Below are 20,221 nucleotides of genomic sequence, written 5' to 3'. Positions count from 1 at the left end.
GATTATAATCTATATCTGCTTTGGAAATGAAACTTTTTGGGGGGGAGATTTGTATCATCTTTTTCGTATATTATAGCCCAAGATGTTCTTAAAAATTTAAAAGGAAGATTAAGACCAAAAAGTGATTCTGAGTGTCCAATAAATAAATAACTTTTACTAGCCATAGATGCGTAAAATTCTTTTAAAACCTTTATTTTAGATTTTTCATCAAAGTATATGAGTACATTTCGGCAGAAAACAACATCTATATTTGAAAAACCACTTTCAAAACTTAGATTATGATAGTCAAACCGTATGTGTTTTTTAATATCTTCTATTACGGTGTAACCATCATCCATGTGAGGTTTGATGTATTTTGTATATTGTGTTGGAATGTATTCGCATTTTTTTGTATTATAATGTCCTTCTTTTGCTTTCATTAGAGACTTTAAACTTAAATCGGAAGCAATAATAGTGAAGTCAAAATTTTTTGGGAGATTAGATTTAAGAACGAATGCCAAAGAATATGGTTCTTCTCCTGTTGAGCATCCAGCAGACCATATAACAATTTTATTTTTGCTTTCTTGGTTTTTAATTTTTACTAAGTTTGGAATTACAAATTTTTCAAAAGTTGTAAAATGGGCTCTATTTCTAAAGAATTGTGTTAGGTTGGTTGTAACAAGATCTAAGAAGTATTTTTTTTGAAATTTATCAGAACTTATTAAGTCATATAGTTGTTTTGGGGTATTTATATTTTCAAGTTCTTGCATTGCAACATTAATACGCCCCTTTAACACAATTTCATTTTTTTCATCAAATCTGATCCCGCTGTTTTCGTATATAAAGTTACAAAATTTTAGAAGGAGTTCATTGCTAATATTTAACATTTGATAAGATCCAAGTTTGATAAATCTCTTCTTTATTAAATAGTATTACTTAATGATTGTAAATTGCTAGCTTATTTTACAATTTTCATAGAAAAATTGTAAAATAAGTGTTGATAGCTTTATTGAAACATTAATTCAGGTAATAGACTTGTGTATAAGTTTTTATTATATTTTTTATTAGTTTTAATGCTGGTAGCTTGTGGTAGCAAAAGGAAAGATTTAGTGAAAAAAGATGGGATATTTGCATTTATTAGTACAAATAAGGGCAATATAGAAATTGAACTTTACTATAAGGATGCACCTTTAACAGTCATGAATTTTGTTGGTCTTAGTGAAGGCGCTATTAAAAATTTTGTTACAAATCAGCCTTATTTTGAAAATATTATGTTTCATAGGGTTGTTGATGAGGTTGTTATTCAAACAGGAGATCCTACAGGAACGGGGACTGGAGGAGGGCCTGGTTATTTTTCCCCGATGAATTTAACAAAAGATTGAGTAGTCATAATGAGTCAGGAATTGTTTCTATGGCTAATTCGGGTCCTGACACCAATGGGAGTCAGTTTTTTATCACTCTTGCAGATAATCTTACTTATCTTGATTTTAAGCATTCAATTTTTGGTAAAGTAATTTCAGGGATGGATACGGTTCGAAGTATAAGTCAAGGAGATAAAATAGAAAGAATAAAGATTTATCGTGTTGGTGAGGATGCAAATGCTTTTAAGGTTAACAGTGAAGAATTTTTAAAATTAAAGCAAAGTTATGAGTCAAAGAAGGTTAATGAGACTAAAAAATATGTGGCCTCTCAGCTTGAGGTAATTGATCAAGATTACAAAGATTTTTAAAAGGATGAAAATAATATCTTATACAAGATAAATAAGCAAGGTAATGGTAGAAGTGTTAAAAGGGGCAATGTTGTAAGAGTAGACTATGGGGGTTTTTTGCTAAGCTGAGTAAAGTTTGACAGTTCAATTGACAGGGATGTGAATCAATAGAGTTTATGGTTGGGTGATGGGCAAGTGATTAAAGGTTGGAATTTAATGTTGTCAGATGTGTGCGAGGAAGAGGCGAGAGTAATAATAATTCCGCCAAATCTTGCCTATGGAGAGAGAAGCATTGGTGGAATTATAAAGGCAAATTCTTTTTTAAGATTTAATATTATTTTAAGGAAAATTAAGTAATGTTGAATCGAGTTTTTTTGGACAAAAATATTAAATTTGAGATTTATAGGAAATTTTTTCATGTTTCTACTTTAATTTTTTTGTTGTTTTATAAAGTAAATTTTTGGATAGGTATTGCATTTAGCTTATTTTTTATATTTGTATACTTAATTTTAGAAATATTTAGAATAATGAAAATAAATTTATTTTTTCTAAAGGGTATATCGGAAATAATATTAGAGTCTAGAGAGGTGTCTTCGTGCAAGGTTTCTTTTTCTCCAATATTTCTGGTGATGAGTATATTTTATACTTATTTTTTTATATCTGAGCCTTTTAGTTATATTGGGATATTTTCTGCATGTATTGGAGATGGACTTGCAAGTCTTTTGGGCAAAATGATTCCTTCTTTTAAACTTGTAAATGATAAAACATTCTCAGGTAGTGTTGTCGTTGTATTTTTGGTTTCGTTTATTGTTTTTTATTATTTTTTTCCTAACTTTGTGTTAGCATCAATTGTTGGAATTGGGGCTGTGCTTGTGGAGCTTTTTGATTTTAAGAAATACGATAACTTATTTTTATCTTTAGGTGTAGCAACTTTATCTTTTGTGTTAAATGAGTATAGTTTATAGCCAATAGAAGAAAAACTTCCCTGCTTCTCTTAAGTACATTGGAACTCCTATTAAGCTTGGTATGAAGGCGTAAGGTATTTCTATAGAATTGAGATAAATTCCCAATACTATTAGAAATATTGATATAAAGATTAAAAGGTAGTTCAAGTTTTTTTTCCTTGAGAATGCTACCAAAATGTTTATTGGTATTAGTAATGATGTTAAATCAACATAAAACCTATTATTTTCTGTTGGAAATAATAAATAATTTGTCTGGTCATAAGCGTTAATAGGTACTAATGAACTATAAAGCATTGAAAAAGTAAAAATTAAGTAAGTAGTATAAGTTATTGATTTTATTTGAAAGTCACATATGTATAGGCTTAGAAAAAATAAATTTAGCAATGAAAATATACTTATTAAGTGATAAAATTTCATGAAATAATAAAATTCTAGACTTAATGTGTGACTTAAGAGATAATGTTTTAAAATTGAAATAGGTTCAAGTATAAAAGAACAAATAAAACAATAAAAAAATACGAATTGTATGTTATTGGTTCTTTTATAGTTTATGTATGTCCAAATGGATCCTATGATGCCAGTGCTGAAAATGAAAAATTTATCTACTAAAATCAAGAAGTTCTCGTTATAGGTCTTAATAAGATAGAGGTAAAAGTTTATATTAAAATTTATGTAATATACGAATATTGATACAACAATTATTCCCAATATAGAGATTGTTGACAAGAAAATGTTTAATTTTGCAAAGAGTATTTTCATCAAAATTTCCAAGAATGTATGTCTTTTTTCATTTTAATTATTTTTTTTATTCCAGCATCAAGCTTTGCAAAGAAATCTATTTTAGTTTTTTTTTCAATTGTATTAACGTTCACAACATAATTTCTTAATTCTAAATCTTTGGCCTTTTTATTTGGGATGATGAAAGCCAATATGTCATAAGAGTTGTCATTATTTAATGATAGTATTATTTTATAGAAATTTTTTGGAATTAGAATCTTATTTTTTCCAATAAATCCCTTATTTTCTGTTAAAATTCCTGCACTAATAATATAAAGCTTTTCTTTTAAGATGGCCCATTTTCTAACTAATTTTTCAAGCTTAAGCCAGATTCCGGAGTTGAACTCTTTTTGTTGAGGTGATATGTTTGACAGAAAATATGTATCTATCATTGCATTCTTGGAAAAAGACATGTCAGCAGAACTGACAATATGCCCCCTGTCATACCCGCTTTTGATGTAGTCAGTTAACTTGGGAGCAATTCCTTTAATATCTTTATCTTCAAAAAATTTTTTACTTCGTTTGATTTTATTTTCTTTAACTAAAGTTAAGGCCAATTCGATCATTTCTCTTTTTAAGTGGTAAGCCGTCCATTCTGCCTGCCTTGCACTCTCTGCATATCCTAAAGAGTAGTATTTTTTATTTAGTATTTGAGTGGTAAGATAGCCTTTTGGTAAGAGATGCTCTTCTTTTAATTCGATTGAACTTTTAGGTCCGTAAATTTGCTCATTGAGTTTTTCTAAATAACTAGAAGCTATTTCTTTTATATTATTTAAGGTTTTTGGATTTTGATATAAAAATAAGAATACCAATAAAATTAATATGTAAAAGCAGAACAAAATTTTTATCTTTTTTTTCATAATTATATTTCTTTACTACATTTAAGATTATATCTAATATCAAAATCAAAAGAAACATTGAATGTATTAATAAATACTCAGTTTTTGAATATGTTATTGAATAATATATAGATTTTTTTGTATATCTTTCAAAAGATATATGGCTTTGTTACGTGATGTAATTTTTAATAAAGAATAAATTCTTTCTCTACTGAAGAAAAATCATTTTAATTTTTCTTTTAATAATGGGCTTTTTGTATTTCATTTAAAGAATGTAAACAAGTGTATATTAATATAAAATAAATTGAAAATAAAGAAAAATTAAAATCAAGGGTTATGATTTGCCACTATGATAGAATTAAGTTGAGTATTTAAGGGGGTTAAAGGTTATATTGTAGAGTTTTTCAAAAAAGAACTCATTTTTATATCTAATGAAATAAATTTCAAGGAAGAAACAATTGATTTTTTAGTTGAGCAAGTAAGTAAGTAGGGTTATATACATAATAGGAATGAATTTATTCAGGGACTACTTGAGAGAAAAAATAGGAGATACATCTTGGGAAAATGGAGGTGCTATTCCTCATTTTATGGGAGATGTTATTAAGTCAAGTTTTATATCATTGCTTTATATATAAAGCAATGATATAAAGTGGTCTGATGATAATCCACCTATTAATTTAATATTTTTAATATATATGTCAAAAAGTCGTCCAAATAATGAATATATTAAGTCAATAGCTTTTATAGCTAATTTATTTGAAAGCAATGAGTTTAAAAATATTTTAAAAGTTTTAAATAGTCCTGATAAAATTTATTCTTATGTAAAAAATCTTGAAGAGAATTCTGCAGATAATGTTATAAGTGTTTCTAAGCCATGCAAAATAGTATATGTATGTGTGTTTTTTTTGTGGGAGTTGCACATACATATATTGCTGTTAAGAAGCTTGAAATTGAATCTAAGAGGCAAGGGTACAGCATTTAAGTTGAGACCCACAGGATTCTATTGGTATTAATAATACTTTAACAGAGTCAGATATTGAAAAGCTGCTGATGTTGTAATACTTGCAGTGGATAATGATATTAATGAGAGAGATTTGATGGAAAGAAAGTTTATAAGATTTCAACTACAAAGGCTATCAGTGATGTAGATAATGTTATCAGAGCATCGTTTGATGCTCCAATATTTAATTATAAAAATGTTAGTGCTGTTAAAGACAAGTTTGGTATAGATAAATTTACTTTTTATAAGTATTTAATGAGTGGTGTGTCTCCTATTGTTCCAATTGTAGCAAGTGGTGGTATTTTAATAGCTCTTGGTATATCCTTTTCAGGAGTTGGTGCTGATGGTTTAAATTTTGATAAGTATCCTTTTTATAAAAAAATTATAGATATTGGTGCTGTATCTTTTAGTATGATTGTTGCCAATACTTTCGGGTTTTATTGCTATAGCAATTGCTAATAAGCCGGAGTCTTGCACCTGGTCTTTTTTTGAGGTTGGGGGGGGTGCTTGCCAGAGATATTAAAGCAGGATTTCTAAGAGCAATATTGACGGGGTTTATGACAGGTTTATTGCTAGATGGATAGCAAAGTTTAAGGTTCCTGAATGGATTAGTCCCATGATGCCTATTTTATAGTTCCTTTAATAAGTACTGTTATGATTGGACTTTTTATGATTTATGGAGGTGTTTATATTGGGCAATTTATGACATTCCTTGAGGTTGGTCTTAAGTCACTTCAGACTAATTCAGAAATTTATGGCATTTTAAGTAAGTTATTGCTTGGATTAATACTTTGTGCAATGGTATCGATTGATATGGGAGGCCCTTTTAATAAAGTTGCATTCTTTTTTGGCGTTGGTATGATTCCTCCAGTTCCACAAATAATGTGCATGGTTGCATCAGCTATTCATGTTGCTCCTATGGCTATGGGTTTTGCTACTTTTATTATGCCTAAATTGTTTGAAGACGAAGAGCGAGAGTCTGGGAAAATAGCGTTTTTGTTTTCTTTTATTGGTATTAGTGAAGGCGCTATTCTTTTTGCTGCTAGTGTTCCTGTAAGAGTATTGCCTTCAATAGTGATTGGAGGTGCTGTTTCGAGTATAATTGCTGCATTCTTAGGTGTTGCAGATCATGCTCCCCACATGGAGTGCCCAATAGTTCTTCCTGTGGTTAATAACAAGTTGGGATTTATTATTGCAATGTTTGTTGGTATTGTGGTTGCAACGAGCTTGGTTATCTTTCTTAAGTCTTTAAAAATTAAGGAATTTAAATGAGAAGTGACAATACATTTTTAATGAAAAATGAAGTTAAAGAATATGATTGGGGGTGGAAACTAGTTTCATTCCTTTTCTTTTAGGACGAAGAGAAGATGGTTTACCTAAAGCTGAGATATGGCTTGGAGCATATAAGACATTTTCTAGTAAGATATTGGTTGATGGTCAATGCGTTTCTCTTTGTAATTTTTTAGAGCATCATAAAGAGTTTTGGGCAATGAGAATGAATTGTTTTTTTATTTAAGATTCTCTCAGTTCAAAGATCTTTATCAATTCAAATACATCCTTCAAAAGATATTACTTTAAAAGGTTGTAAACTTGAGAATGAAAATGGAATAGAAATTAATGATTTTAAAAGAGTTTATAAAGATATAAATCCAAAAATAGAACTTGTTTATGCTTTAAGTGACTTTTATGTCCTTAAGGGCTTTTTACCTCTCTTTGAAATCAAAAATATATATGGAAAGTTGAAATTGGATTTTCATTTTACAACGCATAATGAATTTATAAAGAATATATTTAGTTTGAAAAAGTTTGAAATTGAAGATGTCATTGATAAAGTGCAAATAAATTTATATTCTATAGATAGTTTTAGATCTTATTGGTTTAATGAGATTGATAGGGTTTATGGATCAGATATTGATCTTTTAGTGTTTTTAAGAATGCGTATTTTTAAATTAAATCCAGGTCAAGTGTTTTATATAAATAGTCAAGAAGTTTATGCTTATCTTAAAGGTGAGTGTCTTGAGCTTATGACTAATTCTGACAATATGATTAGGGCAGGTCTTACTGTTAGATACATTGACAAGGGGGAAATGCTTAGGTTTGGTAGGTTTGAAGAGGGAATATTTTCATTATTAAGGGGTGAAAACCTTGATGGTTTTAATGTGTTTAATCTTCCAGGTATTAATTTAAGTTTATTTCAAAGATATATAGATGGAAAGATTTATTTTAAAGAGATAGTGTAATGATATTGTTGGTTATGAATGGAGAAATTTATATCAACGATGACTTTTTTCTTCAAAAAGGAGAAAGCCTATTTGTAGGGGACTATAATGAAGGATTATTAATTCATGGGAATGGAGAAATTTTTGTTGCAATCTCTTTATAGCAAAATATTGATCTTTTGACTTAAGTAAGAATTCATTGTTTACATGAAAACTCTGATAAATCCGATTGCGAAAAATTTAAATCTCATTCCTTCGAATACTATTGTTGGTTTTGTGAGAAATATTGTTGAACCAACTGTGGAACAAATTTTAAGTCCTAATGATAAATTTTGTAGAATTTTATATTCTATTGATATGGGTAATCTGGTCGCTATTCCTATCCTTTCATAAGGAGAAGGTTGTGTAGTTCCAGGAACAGTTAAATTTGCTTGTGACCAGTCTGTGTCAATTCCGAAGCCCCCTCCAACTATTAAAGAATTTCCTATTTGTTGTTTGAAAATTAGATCGATTCCTATTAAAATGTAGGGGTGAAAATTTTCAGATTTGAAGTACAGAAAGCCTCCATATCCAAAATCTATGTCTATGTATGGGATCGAGATTAAAATGTTAACTAAAGGATTTCCAGTGCCTATTCCTGCTGCAAGTGCATAGGGGTTGCTTTTTGTTTCCATTAATTGGGGGGAGCTATATGGATTAGGTTGTTGTTTGGGAATAGGATTAGGTTTTTGTTTGGGAATAGGATTAGGTTTTTGTTTGGGAATAGGATTAGGTTGTTGTTTGGGAGTGGGATTAGGTTTTTGTTTGGGAATAGGATTAGGTTGTTGTTTGGGAATGAAATTATCATTGGTGGTGCAGGTTGTTCCGTTATCTTCTTGCTTGCATTTAATCGAATAAGCATTATTGGATTTAGAGAACGCAAAATAGTGTAAATTGAATATTAAAATTAATATAAATATTTTTTGATAGTTTTTTTTCATTAACTTTCCTTTATATGTATGCTTTTATGAATCCAAAACCAAAAAATCCGAACCTTATGCCTTCCATTGATGTAGGCTTAAATGTCATTGTGCCTCCAATTGTTGCTATAGCCTTGAACCCTATTACAACATTATTCAAAAAATAGTATTCCAATGTAATAGGAATTCTAAGTACAGTTCCCAATCTGTTATTAGTTGAGACTAGTGAAAATTCTTCTTGTTTATTTATACTATTTTCTGATTGTAGGTTCGCAGCATATTGTTCATTTGTTTTTATTTGAGACAAGTCAATGCCCAGACCAAGTCCACCGGTGATGATTGTATGTTGGTAAACTTCTTCTTTGAATAGGATGTCAGTTCCAAAAACAATATAAGGTGTGAAATTATTAGGATTTAGGCCATTAAAACCTCCATATCCAAGATCTATTTCTACGTATGGAAAATTAATGATAATATTAGTGATAGGATTTCCCATGCCAAGACCTATCCCAAATTTATTTTGGTTTTGTTTTTCATTTAGTATTTTGTTAAGAGCTGATGGATCAATTTTTGTTGCAAAAGATGGATTTACTAATGATAAAATCATAATCAATTTTAATAATGTTTTCATAAATTCTCCTTTAAACTTATGTTTTATTAGATGTGTATAATTCCTAGAATTATATTTTGTAAAGCGTGTGATATAAAGCGGTTTTTGGGTAGTCAATATTTCTATTATTTTTTTTGTTTTATCTGCTTTTAATATTAAGATTTGATTCATATCAATATGTTTTTGGCGATTTTGAGTCATAAAACTTAGCTTTGTTTTTTGTAGTTTGTGAAGTAATGTCAAATTTGGACTGATTTTTAAAATAACATAGGAAATTGATAACCTATTAACATTGGCAAAATGTATACCTAATTTTTTTTTAAAGTTGGTAGATAGAGGGTTGTTTATAACATTCTTGTAGCTATGTTTTAGTCTAAGTTTTTGGCGTAATAAATTTTTTCCTAATTTTTGCCATTATATGGTAGTTAAATATATATGTATTTTTCTACATATATATTGCAAAAATCTATTGTAAGGTACAATCATATTTTTTCAACTTATAAAGATAAGTATTAGAGCAAAGATTTGTATTAAAAATATATTTGACATATTTTTAATATAAATATAAATTTAAATATAGATTTCTCTTTCAAGTTATTCAGGTTATTTTTGTTCTTTGTTATGATTTTTACTGTTTTTTGTGATCTTTTTAAGATGTTTTTACTGTAGATTTCTTAGTTAGTGCTGTTGTTGTTTTTGTATGAGTTAAAAATGGCAGTGCTTAAATTAAAGATGTAAATAGTGGTGGCTAGATGATTATTATAAATAAAACAAATGCATTTTTTTGCTTTGCAAGGCAAATTGTGTTGTTTTTATGATTAGGATTTCTAAAATTTTTCAAAAAGGGTAAAGCTTATGGGTAATTTTATTTTTTCAAAAGAAGAAGACTTTTCGAAGTGGTATTTAGATATAGTGCAGAAGGCAAAGCTGGCTGATTATGGTCCTGTTAAAGGTTGTATGGTTATTATGCCTTATGGATATGCTATTTGGGAGAGAATTAGAAGAATACTTAATGACAATTTTGAAAAGACAGGACATGAGAATGCATATTTTCCATTGCTTATCCCTTATGAATTTTTGGAAAAAGAGAGAGAACATATTAAAGGATTTTCACCAGAACTTGCTGTTGTAACAACTGCTGGTGGGGAAGAATTATCAGAACCTTTGATTTTAAGGCCCACTTCTGAGACAGTTATTTGGAATATGTATAGTAAATGGATAAAATCTTATAGAGATTTGCCTGTTAAAATAAATCAATGGACAAATATTATTCGTTGGGAGAAAAGAACAAGACCATTTCTGCGTACCACTGAGTTTTTATGGCAGGAGGGGCATACTGCGCATGAGACTGAAAAGGAAGCCAAAGAAGAGACTTTATTTATTTTAAATCTTTATAAAAGGTTTATTGAGGACTATTTAGCTATTCCTGTATTTTGTGGTCAGAAGACCGAAATGGAAAAATTTGCAGGTGCTGTGTCTACTTACACACTTGAAGCATTAATGCAAGATAAAAAAGCTTTACAAGTGGGGACATCTCATTATTTGGGATTAAATTTTGCAGAGGCTTTTGATGTTAAGTTTCAGAATAAAAAAGGTGAAATGGATTATGTTTTTGCTACTAGTTGGGGAGTTTCAACTAGATTAATTGGAGCATTGATTATGGTTCATTCTGATAACAAGGGTTTGATATTGCCTCCAAAAATAGCACCAATTGAAATTATTATTGTTCCTATTTTTAAAGTAGATAATGAGGCAAATAAAAGAATTCTTGAATATTCAACTACTGTTTTTGATATTTTAAAGAGAGAGGGGTTTAGAGTTGAGATTGATAAAGATGTTAAGAATTCTCCGGGATTTAGATTTGCTGCTGCAGAACTTAAAGGAATTCCTATGCGAATTGAAATAGGATCTAATGATATTATAATGGACTGTGTCACTGTTGCAAGAAGAGACAAAGATAAAAATTCTAAGTATCAAGTATCAATGAAAGAGTTATTATCGAAAATGAGATGTGAACTTGAAAATATGCAGTCTGAATTGTTTAATAGAGCATTAGAATTTAGGAATTTGAATACCAAAGAAATTATTGGATTTAAAGAGAATGATTATGATACTTTTAAGACTTATATTAATAACCATTTAGGATTTGTGCTTTCTTCATGGTGTGGAAGTGAAGTTTGTGAAGAAGGGATTAAAAATGATACAAAAGCTACAATACGATGCATTCCTGAAGAATTCCAAAATAGATCTTTAAATAACTTGACTTGTATTTATTGTAATGGAGTGGTCAAGTATCTTGTTTTATTTGCACGGTCTTACTAATATTTATTTCATTTAAAGACTACTTTAAGTATCTTGTAGTTCATTGAAGTCTATTATGTACATTATTGCTATATTAGATGTGAAGTCTATCATTAAAGCTAGGGATGTTAAGATTGGAATTATTGGAGTTATATTAGAGTAACTGAGTTCAATTCCTTTTGTATAAGTTGAACATAGCATTGTAATTATGTAAATTAAACTGTTTGGTACGTGTGGGAATGCGAAAATAAAAAGAAATGTTAATATACTCATATAACTTATTTCATAAATTGATATGGGCAAGCTAGAGTAAGATTTTAAAATAATAAAAAATGAAATTGTTGCGATAAAAATTGTTCCAGATTTAGAAATAAAGTTGATTATTGGTATATTGGTGATTATTGATTTTTTTATGTTCATTCTTTCATTTTTAATATCTTCTATTAAAACAGAGTAAGGAGCATAAGAGTCCATTGTAAAACCTGCAAATATTATATTTTGGATGGATATTAATATGTTTTTGTATACGAGTTTAAAATTTTTGGTTAATTGATAGCTAATCATTGGAATTATTATTAGAATAATGATTATTGTCCATGATGAAAAAAATATTATGCTGTTTATGTAGTATTGATAGTTTTTGAAATTTTTTAAGTTTGTAGTGTATGCTGCTGTAATGAAAATAATTCCAAAATTTAGTATTTTTACAACTATTCCGTTTGCATTGTAAAAAAGATTTGAGGTGCTTAATATAAGCTCTCTAGCAATTCTTCCCTTTTGTTTTGCGTAATAAAAACTAATTCCAATAATTATTGAAATAATGTAAATGCTTAAAAGATTTGGGTTGTTGTTTGTAAGTATTGTGAAGATGTTTTTTGGGAAAAATGTTTCAAGAAATGCTGCTTTATCAAATATATATAGATTTGGAATATTTTTGTCTAATATTGGAATTCTTTGTGGTATGTATATTGTTGCAGCTACAATGGATACAATTACTCCTATTGTATTAATTAAAATTCCATAGTAGATGGTTTTCACAATCAATTTTCTGAATTTTTTATTATCAATAATATTTTCTATGCCAAGTGGAATTGAAAATATTAAAAAAGGAATTAAGGAAAAGTATGCCAACCTTATGAAGATATGTGATAGTGTGTTATAGGCTTCAGAGGGAAGAAATAATCCAAGCAATATTCCAATGGGTATGGTTAGAAAAAATTTGACTTTTGTATTCATAAATTGTTCCTTTGCGAGTTTTAAAAATAGTCTTTATAGCATAATAAATCTTACTAGATTTTTTGGTAAATATGAAATTTTAGTATGATTTCTCAATAAAATATTTATAATATGTAATTCCCTGAGATTAGTATTTTGGAAGAACATGATAAGTTTTTATCGATTGTTATTGTAAAATCTTGTCTTAATGATAAAATATTGGTTTTAGTCTTTACATGGAATTTTAGATTACATAGACTGTAATGAGTGCCATAAGGTAACAAAGTTATTAAATATAGACAAAATACATAAAAACCTTTTTTAAAAGAATAAAAATGTTGATATGTTATATGGGTACTAATTGCTTTATATTATTTTGTATTTTTTTAGAATATTTTTTAAATTTTTATTTTTTAAATTTTTCATTTCTTTTTTATATTCATCTTTAATATAGGCATTTTTTTTAAGTAGTAATTCGATTAAATCAATATTTTCAATTTCTATTGCAGCTTGTGTAGGTGTTTTTCCATTTTTAAGGGTAAAACTTAAGTCAGCTCCTTTGTCTTTTAAGAAATTGAATATTTTTTCATTATTTAGGTATATTGCCCAAAATATTGATGGATATTTTGTTTCATCTATTCTGTTAATGTTAATTCCATAGTCTATTAATATTTTTGTGGTTTGAAAATCGTTATTGATTATTGAAATTGATAGTGGAGATATTTTGTATTGAAAATTTATTTCTGCGGAGAGATTTAGAGCTATTAGAGTCCCTTTTGTGTTTTTGAAATATACAGATGTGATGAAAAATTCATTTTTTATTTTTTGTAACTCTTTTAAGATATTATTATCATTTAAGTTTATTGATTTTACAAAGTTGTCTAGCTTTTCTTTATTTGTGGTGTATTCTTTATTATTAAGATAATAAATTGTTTTTGATAATTCTTTTATTATTTTTATGTTTTCATTTGCATTTAAAGACATAATAAATTGTGTGAATAGTAATATGAGAATTATTTTCATTGCTTTTACCCTTGAAATATTTTTTGGATTCTTATAGGTATATTTTGATTAATCTGAATATTATTAAATAATATGATCGCAATTTTATCCTTGTCATCAATTATGACTGAACTATTTTCGACATTTTTTGGAGATGTGAATATTAGTTGTAAGGCATTGTTAGTATAATCTAGTAAACAGAAATATTCTTTTCCTTCATTATTGATCAATTTGATAGCGTTTTTATATGAAATTTGTAAGTTTGGACTAATTCCGATTATTTCAAACGTTCCAGAACTTGGTAGATTATAAATTTTTTTGTCTATTTCCCAAACAAAAGTTTTGTCTTCTTTAAATCTAATATTTCCATATTGTGTATTTAGTAATGTTCCGTAAGATGTTAGTTTATTTATTAGATTTTGATTTTGTTCTTCTGCTTCAAGAATAATTTTTGCAATATTTTGCTCAATAGTCACGAATCTTGCTTCAATGTTGTGTTCTTTAACTTTTATGGTTGACTTGTAATAATTTTGAGTTTCTTTTGTTAGGAGAATAAAATCTTTCTCTGAAGTTTTAGATCTGAATAGAAATCCATTCGGTTTTACCTCATCAATAATGTCAAATTTGAAAGATAGACTTAATTCGGGTATATTGATTTTTATTTCATTTTTAGGAGTAAAAAACAATCCATAGTCTTTTCTTAGTAGGTTGGTATCATACATTTTATGAGCAATCATTTTTTCATAATACATTGGTCTTAAGTGTTTAATACTTTTAAATGTATTGATTACTTCATTTTGTGAGGTTTGATCTAGTGTATTTGTAAATATTGTGCCTGTAATATTATCGAAAGTTTCGAGTGCGTAGTCAAAGACATAACCTTTGTATCCATCTTTTGTCAAGGCGTATAACCATCTTCCTTTAAGTGAGCCTGCGTCTGTTTCTTTTCCAACGTTTATTATTTTCAAGACAGCTTCTTTTGGAATTCTATATATTATGTTTTCTCTATAGCTGTCTGGCGAGGTTCTAAGAGGAAGGAGATCTTTTTTACTGATCGCATACTTATTTATATATGGTTGAATGCTTAGTCTAAATTTTTCTGCTTCTTTTTTTGTTTGAAACTCTTCTATTGTAAATTTATATACTATAAATTTTATTCCATTATAGTTTATTGTTATTGTTTTTTTTTCTTGATTGATATCTTCTATTGTAACAATTGAGCCATTTGGAAGTTTTTCTCTATTGTTTGAATCTAGAACAATACCATATTTATTATTTTCATAATAACAAGATAGAAATAATATGAGTAATAAAATAATGTATATTAATTTTTTATTCATGCTAAATCCTGATAGTTTTTGTTGACTTTAAGATGTGTTTTGTTATACATGCCCTTTATTATATAATAAAGACAATGAGGTTATTAATTCAAGTATTTGGACTGATACTGGTTTTTAGCTGTTATAGAACTAAGCATAGCGAAATTCAAAATCTCATGGGTCTTTTAGAAGAGTCAGGTAAAAAGGATTTAGATAGATTTATTATTGTTGATAGAATAGTTGATATTCGTATGCGCAATAAAGATTATAAAAGTGCTTTGAGGTCTGTCAATCAAGGAATCGCTAATGATATTGGTAAGGAATATTATCCTTTGTATTTTTATTTGATGGGTAATATATATTCTTTTATTAAGGAAGACTTAGTGGCTTTTACCTATTACAGGTATGTTGTTGATAATTTTAATGATTATATTTACGAGAATAGCTCTGTAAAAATAGATATTGCAAAAAGAGTTATCAATTTAAATATTAATGCTGACTACAAAATACGTTATTATAAACTGTTGCTTGATGCTAATGCTGATAGTCTTACTAATGCAGATAAGGGCAATTATTATTACAATCTTGCTCTAATTTTAGAGAGTATCCAAAATTATGATGAAGCGTATTTTTATTATAAAAAGTTTCTTTTAATACCAAGGGCAGATTTAAGAATAGATTCAATAGACTATTCTGCTGTTGTTACTAAAGTTAATTATTATAATAATCCAGACTTTATAATTTATAGGAATTTGAATGATCTGATTAATGATATTAAGAGATATATTTTTTCTGGAAATACTGCAAAATTATTAAGCATAAGGGACAAACATAATTTTTTTATTCAAAGTTGGGATCAAAGGGGTGGCAAAGGTAATTCAATTAATACAGATAGTTTTTTAACAACAATGATTAAACTTGGAAGTAAGCGAAAAAATGGAATACAGTTTGCAAGTCGTTTTGAGGCTGATTCTAGCAATGATATATCTTATCTTGGTTCTAGTGGTTGGGAGCATATTTGGGAATGGTATTTTGTCTTTAAAAAAATTTCTTATCCAAAAGATCCAGAAATTAATAATGGTTGGGCTTGGATAGGAGTTTATTTAGGTAAAAAGTAAGGAGATTTAATTTGAATTTACTTAATAGTCTTTTTAGTTTTTTATTTTTACTTTATTCTAATGTTTCTGTTATAAAAGATTCTCTATTTAAGTCTAGTATAAAGAGGACAATTGATTGGGATACAAAGCACGTTTATTTTGATATTACCAAGCCAGTGGATGAGGATAAATTTGATAGAGCTGGGCTTGATGATTCTACTTCTAGATTAATATTTAGCATTAATGATTTTAAGGATACTTTAATAAGACAGTCTCTTTTTGAAATGGTAATTGATTCTGATCATACTTTTGAAGATTATTTTAACTCAGATCCCCATTTGATACTTTATTTTTCAGGACTTGATAGCATTTTAAAAAGGGGATATACTAAGCACTCAGAGGATTTAAAAAGCATAACCATTAGATATGAACTTTGTCTTTTTCCTGATTTTATTAACTTATTTTTATCCCATAGTAAGCCTTATAGAGCTTTTTATCCATTGGTGAATACAAGTGTTGAGCAGCTTGCTTATACTGGGATTATTGTTTATGCTGGTGATGATTATAAGTCTTCTTCAGGCGCTGTTGTGCAATTAATGAATGCTTTCTTTATTAAGATTTATGATGAAAATATTAAGCTTTATTTTGATAAAAGCATGGTTGAGCCAGCTGCACTTAGAAAATGGGGAATGCTTGAATATACAAATGATATCTCTTATAAAGATAAGGGTAGAATTGGGGATTATCCTTTAAGGTTGATTGCTAAAGGGATTTATGGTAAAAATAATTCAGATATCATACTTGATGAATATTCTATTAATAAGATATTTTCAAATAAGAATAATGTTAATCTTTTAAGAGAAGGGAAGCTTGTCATTATTAAATGAGAGCCTAGAAATATAATTTAAGAAGGGCTTGTCTTTTTTCAGAGAATAAATTAGTATGGTATAAGGGATTGTTATAAAGGGAAATGATGCCCTTATAGCTCAGGTGGTAGAGCACCACCATGGTAAGGTGGCGGTCATCGGTTCAAATCCGATTGAGGGCTTTTTATATTCAGGAGTGTTATTTATGGGCAAGAAGAAGGGCAAAGGTGCCATTGAGCTTATAGCTTTGGTGTGTGAAGAAACAGGAATTAGAAATTATACTACTACTAAAAATAGGCGTAATAAGCAAGAGAAATTAGAATTAATGAAGTATTGTCCAGTTCTCAGGAAGCATACTCTTCATAAAGAAGGCAAGATAAAATAATTATAAAGTTTATAGGTCAGTAGTTTTAAATGGTAAAACAGCGGTCTCCAAAACCGCATGTTGGGGGTTCGAGTCCCTCCTGGCCTGTGGTTTGGTATTTAAAGAGAGGCTTTTAAGTGTTTAAATTTATTAAAGAAAGCGTTTTGGAACTTAAAAAAATAACATGGCCTAAGTACAGTGAAGTGATAGGCAGTGGAAAGCAAGTTTTTTGGTTGGTTTTTTTTATTTCAATTTTTTTAGGTATAGTGGATTATATTATGTATCTTGCTATAACTTATGTATTTTAAGGAAAGATTATGTCCAGGGCCTGGTATGTATTGCAGACTTTTTCTCAATATGAAAAGAAGATTGAACAAGAGATAAGACTTTTGATTGATGAAGGTATTTTTGGTAGTAATGTTTTAGATGTTAAAGCTCCTATTGAAAGGGTAGAGGAGATAAGAAATGGAAAAAAGCGGATAAGAGAAAGAAAGATTTGGCCAGGTTATATTCTTATTGAGCTAGATCTTCCTGAACAAGAGTGGAAAAGCACAGTTGCTGATATTATTAAGATTCCAGGTGTTGTAAGTTTTGTAGGAACTAATAAAGAGCAAAAACCTCTTCCAATTAGTGATGAAGAAGTTAAGAGTGTCTTTATGCTGGCTGGAGAAATTAAGGCAGATAAGTCTATTTTCATACTTTATGATTTTGAAGAAGGTGAGAGAGTTAGGATTAAGGGAGGGCCTTTTGATTCTTTTGAGGGTGTTATTGGGTCTATTGATTATGAGAAAAAAAAGCTGAAGGTTGCAGTTCAAATCTTTGGAAGATCAACTCCTGTTGAAGTTGATTTTCAGCATATAGAGAAAATTTAATGATTAATTATATGTTAATGGGAGCTTAAAAGGCGTTTTTACCATAAGGAGTTTTTATGTCTGATATATCTAAGAAGAAAAAAGAGATTGCTTGGGTCAAGCTTCAAATTCCGGCTGCTCAAGCCGCTCCAGGAGCTAAAATAGGGCAGGCCCTTGGACCTCATGGTGTTAGTGGACCTCAATTTGTTAAAGAATTTAATGAAAGAACGGCTAAAATGGAAACGGGAGTTGTTGTTCCTGTCATTATAACTATTTACAGAGATAAAAGTTTTTCATTTGTTGTCAAGACTCCACCAGCTTCGGTTTTGATTAAAAAGGCTATTGGGATAGAGATAGGCTCTAAGAAGTCAAATACAGAGAAGGTTGGAACTATATCAAAGGAAAAGATCATGGAAATTGCAAAGGTCAAAATGCCTGATTTAAATGCAAAAACTGAGATGGCTGCATTTAAAATCATTGCAGGAAGTGCTCGTTCCATGGGTGTTGAGGTGGAAAAATAATGGCTAAGAGTGGAAAAAAATATATACAAGCTCTATCTAGGGTAGATAAGCGTAAATATTATAGCATAGATGATGCAATAAACTTATTGAAAGAGATTAAGTTTGTTAAGTTTGATGAAACTATAGATGCATCTGTTAATCTCAATTTGAAGAAGAATCATACAGTTAGAGACACAGTTGTTCTTCCAAATCAATTTATGAAAGAGAAGAGAATACTTGTGTTTGCAAAGGGTGTTAAAGCTGATGAGGCAAGAGAGTCTGGTGCTTCTTATGTTGGGGATGATGACCTTATTAATAAGATTAAAAGTGGGTTTAATGACTTTGATATTGTTGTTGCAACACCTGATATGATGAAGGATGTGGGAAAGCTTGGTCCTATTTTAGGTAAAAGAGGATTAATGCCAAATCCTAAGACACAAACTATTACAAATGACTTGAGAAGTGCAATAGCTAGTTTTAAGAGGGGTCGTACAGAGTTTAGGGCAAATAAAAATGGTGTTATTAATTTTTCTGTTGGTAAATCGTCTATGGATAATAAAAAGATAAAAGAGAATTATAATGAATTTATTAAGGAATTACTTAAGAAGCGACCAAGTGATTTAAAGGGTACTTTTGTGAATAGTGTTTATATGACATCTACCATGGGGCCTTCTGTAAAGATCGATTTTGTGTAGGAGTTGGATTATGGATGCAAAGATAAACCCTAAAAAGGTTGAAATGTTTAATTTGTTAAGAGAGTTTTTAAATAATAAGGATAATATTTTTTTCTTAGATTACAGGGGATTAACAGTAGCGGAGCTTACTGACTTGAGAAATAAAGTTGAAAAAGAGAAGGGTGAATTAAAGGTTGTAAAAAATAATATAATGAAGCGAGTTTTAAAAGATAAACATATAGATGGTCTTGATTCTTATCTTTTAGGTCCAACAGCTATTGTTACTGCTGTTGATGAAGCTAATGTTGTTGCAAAAATTTTTTATGAATTTGTTAAAACTACTACTCTAAAGGTTAAGGGAGGTTTTATTTTAGGAGAGATCTATGATGAGGCTAAACTTAATGCATATAGCAAACTTCCTACTAAGAAAGAGGCTATTTCTTTGTTTATAAGTGTGCTTAAGGCGCCAATTTCAAAACTTGCAAGGATTTTAAAGGCTGTATCTGATGTTAAGGTGTAATTAAAATGGTGTTAGTCTTAATAAAGTGCACATGCTATCACTGTTTGAAATAATAATGTAAGAGGAGTTAAGTTAATATGGCACTAAGTAAAGAAGATATTTTAACATGGCTTGAAGAGGCTAAAACATCTGAGGTTGTTGAGCTTATAGTAGCTATTGAGGAAAAATTTGGGGTTACTGCTGCTGCGGTTGCTGTTGCTGCGGGACCTAGTCCTTCAGGAGGTGGTACTGAGGAGCAGACAGAATTTGATGTAATGCTTGTATCTTTTGGAGATAGTAAGATCAATGTTATTAAAGAGGTAAGGGCTATTACTGGGCTTGGACTTGGAGAGGCTAAGACCTTAGTTGAAGCTGTTCCGAAAGCAGTTAAAGAAGGTATTTCAAAAGCAGATGCTGAGGAAATCAAAAAACGATTAGAAGCAGTTGGTGCAAAAGTTGAAATTAAGTAAAGCATTA

The 20,221-nt window shown here is 29.1% G+C and carries 27 protein-coding genes, 2 tRNA genes and 1 pseudogene; 22 read left to right on the top strand and 8 right to left on the bottom strand.

Translation table 11 applies throughout. The features are described 5' to 3' along the window. Positions 1 to 2: 2 nt before the first annotated feature. Positions 3 to 866, bottom strand: a complete 864-nt coding sequence (locus tag K5Q05_RS01985) for a CheR family methyltransferase (RefSeq protein WP_025443750.1) — start codon at positions 864 to 866, stop codon at positions 3 to 5. A gap of 222 nt (positions 867 to 1,088) precedes the next feature. On the opposite strand from K5Q05_RS01985, the gene K5Q05_RS04305 reads away from it, so the two are divergent. The 4 genes from K5Q05_RS04305 to K5Q05_RS01975 all read left to right on the top strand — a co-directional run bounded on the left by K5Q05_RS04305 (position 1,089) and on the right by K5Q05_RS01975 (position 2,652). Beyond that, complete coding sequence (locus K5Q05_RS04305) at positions 1,089 to 1,361, top strand: peptidylprolyl isomerase (RefSeq protein ID WP_025443751.1); 273 nt, start codon at positions 1,089 to 1,091, stop codon at positions 1,359 to 1,361. Then, positions 1,358 to 1,708 carry a peptidylprolyl isomerase gene (locus tag K5Q05_RS04300; protein WP_255315114.1) on the top strand — a complete coding sequence of 117 codons (351 nt, stop codon included), beginning with the start codon at positions 1,358 to 1,360 and terminating at the stop codon, positions 1,706 to 1,708. Before K5Q05_RS04305 ends, K5Q05_RS04300 begins: the two co-directional genes overlap by 4 nt. A gap of 174 nt (positions 1,709 to 1,882) precedes the next feature. Beyond that, complete coding sequence (locus K5Q05_RS04295; RefSeq protein WP_232515446.1) at positions 1,883 to 2,044, top strand: FKBP-type peptidyl-prolyl cis-trans isomerase; 162 nt, start codon at positions 1,883 to 1,885, stop codon at positions 2,042 to 2,044. Beyond that, entirely contained in the window at positions 2,044 to 2,652 is a 609-nt protein-coding gene (locus K5Q05_RS01975) for a diacylglycerol/polyprenol kinase family protein (RefSeq protein ID WP_221019289.1), read from the top strand. Before K5Q05_RS04295 ends, K5Q05_RS01975 begins: the two co-directional genes overlap by 1 nt. Here K5Q05_RS01975 and K5Q05_RS04355 read toward each other — a convergent pair. Together K5Q05_RS04355 and K5Q05_RS01970 are read right to left on the bottom strand one after the other, a co-directional pair. Continuing rightward, a complete protein-coding gene (locus tag K5Q05_RS04355; protein WP_084821517.1) occupies positions 2,647 to 3,411 on the bottom strand; it encodes a hypothetical protein in 765 nt (254 codons plus the stop codon). The two genes, K5Q05_RS01975 and K5Q05_RS04355, sit on opposite strands and share 6 nt — an antisense overlap. Beyond that, a complete protein-coding gene (locus tag K5Q05_RS01970) occupies positions 3,411 to 4,289 on the bottom strand; it encodes a DNA/RNA non-specific endonuclease (protein WP_025443754.1) in 879 nt (292 codons plus the stop codon). The genes K5Q05_RS04355 and K5Q05_RS01970 overlap by 1 nt, the downstream gene beginning before the upstream one ends. Before the next feature lie 488 nt (positions 4,290 to 4,777). Here K5Q05_RS01970 and K5Q05_RS04290 point away from each other — a divergent pair, with 488 nt between their 5' ends. The 6 genes and pseudogenes from K5Q05_RS04290 to manA all read left to right on the top strand — a co-directional run bounded on the left by K5Q05_RS04290 (position 4,778) and on the right by manA (position 7,651). Further along, positions 4,778 to 4,903: a PTS sugar transporter subunit IIA gene (locus tag K5Q05_RS04290; RefSeq protein ID WP_255315113.1), complete on the top strand. Its 126-nt coding sequence runs from the start codon at positions 4,778 to 4,780 to the stop codon at positions 4,901 to 4,903. Between the two features lie 60 nt (positions 4,904 to 4,963). After that, positions 4,964 to 5,281, top strand: coding sequence for a PTS sugar transporter subunit IIA (locus K5Q05_RS04285; RefSeq protein WP_025443755.1), 318 nt, complete (start codon positions 4,964 to 4,966; stop codon positions 5,279 to 5,281). Positions 5,282 to 5,523: 242 nt separating this feature from the next. After that, complete coding sequence (locus tag K5Q05_RS04280) at positions 5,524 to 5,727, top strand: hypothetical protein (RefSeq protein ID WP_232515447.1); 204 nt, start codon at positions 5,524 to 5,526, stop codon at positions 5,725 to 5,727. After that, positions 5,721 to 5,852 (top strand): hypothetical protein, encoded by a 132-nt coding sequence (locus K5Q05_RS04275; RefSeq protein WP_259655172.1) that lies wholly within the window; start codon positions 5,721 to 5,723, stop codon positions 5,850 to 5,852. The genes K5Q05_RS04280 and K5Q05_RS04275 overlap by 7 nt, the downstream gene beginning before the upstream one ends. A gap of 70 nt (positions 5,853 to 5,922) precedes the next feature. Next, positions 5,923 to 6,540 (top strand): hypothetical protein, encoded by a 618-nt coding sequence (locus K5Q05_RS04270; RefSeq protein WP_232515448.1) that lies wholly within the window; start codon positions 5,923 to 5,925, stop codon positions 6,538 to 6,540. Continuing rightward, positions 6,537 to 7,651, top strand: a pseudogene (gene manA / locus K5Q05_RS01960) (mannose-6-phosphate isomerase, class I). The gene K5Q05_RS04270 and the pseudogene manA overlap by 4 nt, the downstream one beginning before the upstream one ends. A 39-nt stretch (positions 7,652 to 7,690) precedes the next feature. Here manA and K5Q05_RS01955 read toward each other — a convergent pair. Together K5Q05_RS01955 and K5Q05_RS01950 are read right to left on the bottom strand one after the other, a co-directional pair. Beyond that, on the bottom strand, positions 7,691 to 8,467 hold the full coding sequence (locus K5Q05_RS01955) for a DUF3996 domain-containing protein (protein WP_025443756.1): 777 nt from the start codon (positions 8,465 to 8,467) through the stop codon (positions 7,691 to 7,693). A 10-nt stretch (positions 8,468 to 8,477) separates the two neighbouring features. Next, positions 8,478 to 9,077 carry a BAPKO_0422 family outer member beta-barrel protein gene (locus K5Q05_RS01950; protein WP_025443757.1) on the bottom strand — a complete coding sequence of 200 codons (600 nt, stop codon included), beginning with the start codon at positions 9,075 to 9,077 and terminating at the stop codon, positions 8,478 to 8,480. Positions 9,078 to 9,911: 834 nt separating this feature from the next. On the opposite strand from K5Q05_RS01950, the gene proS reads away from it, so the two are divergent. Further along, entirely contained in the window at positions 9,912 to 11,378 is a 1,467-nt protein-coding gene (proS, locus tag K5Q05_RS01945; protein WP_221019288.1) for a proline--tRNA ligase, read from the top strand. A 24-nt stretch (positions 11,379 to 11,402) separates the two neighbouring features. Here proS and K5Q05_RS01940 read toward each other — a convergent pair whose 3' ends face one another. From K5Q05_RS01940 to K5Q05_RS01930, 3 genes are all read right to left on the bottom strand, one after another. Further along, positions 11,403 to 12,593, bottom strand: a complete 1,191-nt coding sequence (locus K5Q05_RS01940) for a dicarboxylate/amino acid:cation symporter (protein WP_025443759.1) — start codon at positions 12,591 to 12,593, stop codon at positions 11,403 to 11,405. Positions 12,594 to 12,938: 345 nt separating this feature from the next. After that, positions 12,939 to 13,595, bottom strand: coding sequence for an ankyrin repeat domain-containing protein (locus K5Q05_RS01935; RefSeq protein ID WP_025443760.1), 657 nt, complete (start codon positions 13,593 to 13,595; stop codon positions 12,939 to 12,941). Between the two features lie 5 nt (positions 13,596 to 13,600). Continuing rightward, positions 13,601 to 14,914 carry a hypothetical protein gene (locus K5Q05_RS01930; protein ID WP_044003391.1) on the bottom strand — a complete coding sequence of 438 codons (1,314 nt, stop codon included), beginning with the start codon at positions 14,912 to 14,914 and terminating at the stop codon, positions 13,601 to 13,603. A 74-nt stretch (positions 14,915 to 14,988) separates the two neighbouring features. Here K5Q05_RS01930 and K5Q05_RS01925 point away from each other — a divergent pair, with 74 nt between their 5' ends. The 11 genes from K5Q05_RS01925 to rplL all read left to right on the top strand — a co-directional run bounded on the left by K5Q05_RS01925 (position 14,989) and on the right by rplL (position 20,214). Further along, the gene (locus K5Q05_RS01925) at positions 14,989 to 16,011 is read left to right on the top strand and encodes a tetratricopeptide repeat protein (protein ID WP_025443761.1); all 1,023 of its coding nucleotides are present in this window, start codon (positions 14,989 to 14,991) and stop codon (positions 16,009 to 16,011) included. 11 nt (positions 16,012 to 16,022) lie between these two features. Next, the gene (locus tag K5Q05_RS01920; protein WP_025443762.1) at positions 16,023 to 16,877 is read left to right on the top strand and encodes a hypothetical protein; all 855 of its coding nucleotides are present in this window, start codon (positions 16,023 to 16,025) and stop codon (positions 16,875 to 16,877) included. 88 nt (positions 16,878 to 16,965) lie between these two features. Beyond that, positions 16,966 to 17,038: transfer RNA gene (locus tag K5Q05_RS01915), tRNA-Thr, on the top strand. A 23-nt stretch (positions 17,039 to 17,061) separates the two neighbouring features. Next, the gene (rpmG, locus tag K5Q05_RS01910) at positions 17,062 to 17,241 is read left to right on the top strand and encodes a 50S ribosomal protein L33 (protein WP_020954778.1); all 180 of its coding nucleotides are present in this window, start codon (positions 17,062 to 17,064) and stop codon (positions 17,239 to 17,241) included. A 13-nt stretch (positions 17,242 to 17,254) separates the two neighbouring features. After that, positions 17,255 to 17,328 (top strand) — tRNA-Trp (locus tag K5Q05_RS01905). Between the two features lie 29 nt (positions 17,329 to 17,357). Further along, positions 17,358 to 17,528 (top strand): preprotein translocase subunit SecE, encoded by a 171-nt coding sequence (gene secE, locus K5Q05_RS01900; protein WP_020954777.1) that lies wholly within the window; start codon positions 17,358 to 17,360, stop codon positions 17,526 to 17,528. A gap of 9 nt (positions 17,529 to 17,537) precedes the next feature. Further along, entirely contained in the window at positions 17,538 to 18,092 is a 555-nt protein-coding gene (gene nusG, locus K5Q05_RS01895) for a transcription termination/antitermination protein NusG (protein WP_025443763.1), read from the top strand. A 56-nt stretch (positions 18,093 to 18,148) separates the two neighbouring features. Continuing rightward, entirely contained in the window at positions 18,149 to 18,592 is a 444-nt protein-coding gene (gene rplK, locus K5Q05_RS01890; RefSeq protein WP_044003394.1) for a 50S ribosomal protein L11, read from the top strand. After that, positions 18,592 to 19,266, top strand: a complete 675-nt coding sequence (rplA, locus tag K5Q05_RS01885) for a 50S ribosomal protein L1 (protein WP_025443765.1) — start codon at positions 18,592 to 18,594, stop codon at positions 19,264 to 19,266. The genes rplK and rplA overlap by 1 nt, the downstream gene beginning before the upstream one ends. Positions 19,267 to 19,276: 10 nt before the next feature. Continuing rightward, entirely contained in the window at positions 19,277 to 19,765 is a 489-nt protein-coding gene (gene rplJ, locus K5Q05_RS01880) for a 50S ribosomal protein L10 (RefSeq protein WP_025443766.1), read from the top strand. A 77-nt stretch (positions 19,766 to 19,842) separates the two neighbouring features. Then, entirely contained in the window at positions 19,843 to 20,214 is a 372-nt protein-coding gene (gene rplL / locus K5Q05_RS01875; RefSeq protein ID WP_025443767.1) for a 50S ribosomal protein L7/L12, read from the top strand. Positions 20,215 to 20,221 lie beyond the last annotated feature (7 nt).

It is taken from the genome of Borrelia miyamotoi, from assembly GCF_019668505.1.
GTDB lineage: Bacteria > Spirochaetota > Spirochaetia > Borreliales > Borreliaceae > Borrelia > Borrelia miyamotoi.
The sequence above is the reverse complement of the archived record's forward strand: the minus strand, read 5'-3'. Positions and strand labels throughout refer to the sequence as shown.

What these genes read in the sequence shown, in the direction of transcription:
- rplA (WP_025443765.1), top strand. Translation starts at nt 18,592, where the DNA reads ATGGCTAAGAGTGGAAAAAAATATATACAAGCTCTATCTAGGGTAGAT.
- rpmG (WP_020954778.1), top strand. Translation starts at nt 17,062, where the DNA reads ATGGGCAAGAAGAAGGGCAAAGGTGCCATTGAGCTTATAGCTTTGGTG.
- K5Q05_RS01930 (WP_044003391.1), bottom strand. Translation starts at nt 14,914, where the DNA reads ATGAATAAAAAATTAATATACATTATTTTATTACTCATATTATTTCTA.
- K5Q05_RS01975 (WP_221019289.1), top strand. Translation starts at nt 2,044, where the DNA reads ATGTTGAATCGAGTTTTTTTGGACAAAAATATTAAATTTGAGATTTAT.
- K5Q05_RS01970 (WP_025443754.1), bottom strand. Translation starts at nt 4,289, where the DNA reads ATGAAAAAAAAGATAAAAATTTTGTTCTGCTTTTACATATTAATTTTA.
- K5Q05_RS01955 (WP_025443756.1), bottom strand. Translation starts at nt 8,467, where the DNA reads ATGAAAAAAAACTATCAAAAAATATTTATATTAATTTTAATATTCAAT.
- K5Q05_RS01935 (WP_025443760.1), bottom strand. Translation starts at nt 13,595, where the DNA reads ATGAAAATAATTCTCATATTACTATTCACACAATTTATTATGTCTTTA.
- K5Q05_RS01940 (WP_025443759.1), bottom strand. Translation starts at nt 12,593, where the DNA reads ATGAATACAAAAGTCAAATTTTTTCTAACCATACCCATTGGAATATTG.
- nusG (WP_025443763.1), top strand. Translation starts at nt 17,538, where the DNA reads ATGTCCAGGGCCTGGTATGTATTGCAGACTTTTTCTCAATATGAAAAG.
- K5Q05_RS04355 (WP_084821517.1), bottom strand. Translation starts at nt 3,411, where the DNA reads ATGAAAATACTCTTTGCAAAATTAAACATTTTCTTGTCAACAATCTCT.
- K5Q05_RS01925 (WP_025443761.1), top strand. Translation starts at nt 14,989, where the DNA reads ATGAGGTTATTAATTCAAGTATTTGGACTGATACTGGTTTTTAGCTGT.
- proS (WP_221019288.1), top strand. Translation starts at nt 9,912, where the DNA reads ATGGGTAATTTTATTTTTTCAAAAGAAGAAGACTTTTCGAAGTGGTAT.
- rplJ (WP_025443766.1), top strand. Translation starts at nt 19,277, where the DNA reads ATGGATGCAAAGATAAACCCTAAAAAGGTTGAAATGTTTAATTTGTTA.
- rplK (WP_044003394.1), top strand. Translation starts at nt 18,149, where the DNA reads ATGTCTGATATATCTAAGAAGAAAAAAGAGATTGCTTGGGTCAAGCTT.
- K5Q05_RS04270 (WP_232515448.1), top strand. Translation starts at nt 5,923, where the DNA reads ATGATTGGACTTTTTATGATTTATGGAGGTGTTTATATTGGGCAATTT.
- K5Q05_RS01985 (WP_025443750.1), bottom strand. Translation starts at nt 866, where the DNA reads ATGTTAAATATTAGCAATGAACTCCTTCTAAAATTTTGTAACTTTATA.
- K5Q05_RS04290 (WP_255315113.1), top strand. Translation starts at nt 4,778, where the DNA reads ATGAATTTATTCAGGGACTACTTGAGAGAAAAAATAGGAGATACATCT.
- K5Q05_RS04280 (WP_232515447.1), top strand. Translation starts at nt 5,524, where the DNA reads ATGAGTGGTGTGTCTCCTATTGTTCCAATTGTAGCAAGTGGTGGTATT.
- K5Q05_RS04285 (WP_025443755.1), top strand. Translation starts at nt 4,964, where the DNA reads ATGTCAAAAAGTCGTCCAAATAATGAATATATTAAGTCAATAGCTTTT.
- K5Q05_RS01950 (WP_025443757.1), bottom strand. Translation starts at nt 9,077, where the DNA reads ATGAAAACATTATTAAAATTGATTATGATTTTATCATTAGTAAATCCA.
- rplL (WP_025443767.1), top strand. Translation starts at nt 19,843, where the DNA reads ATGGCACTAAGTAAAGAAGATATTTTAACATGGCTTGAAGAGGCTAAA.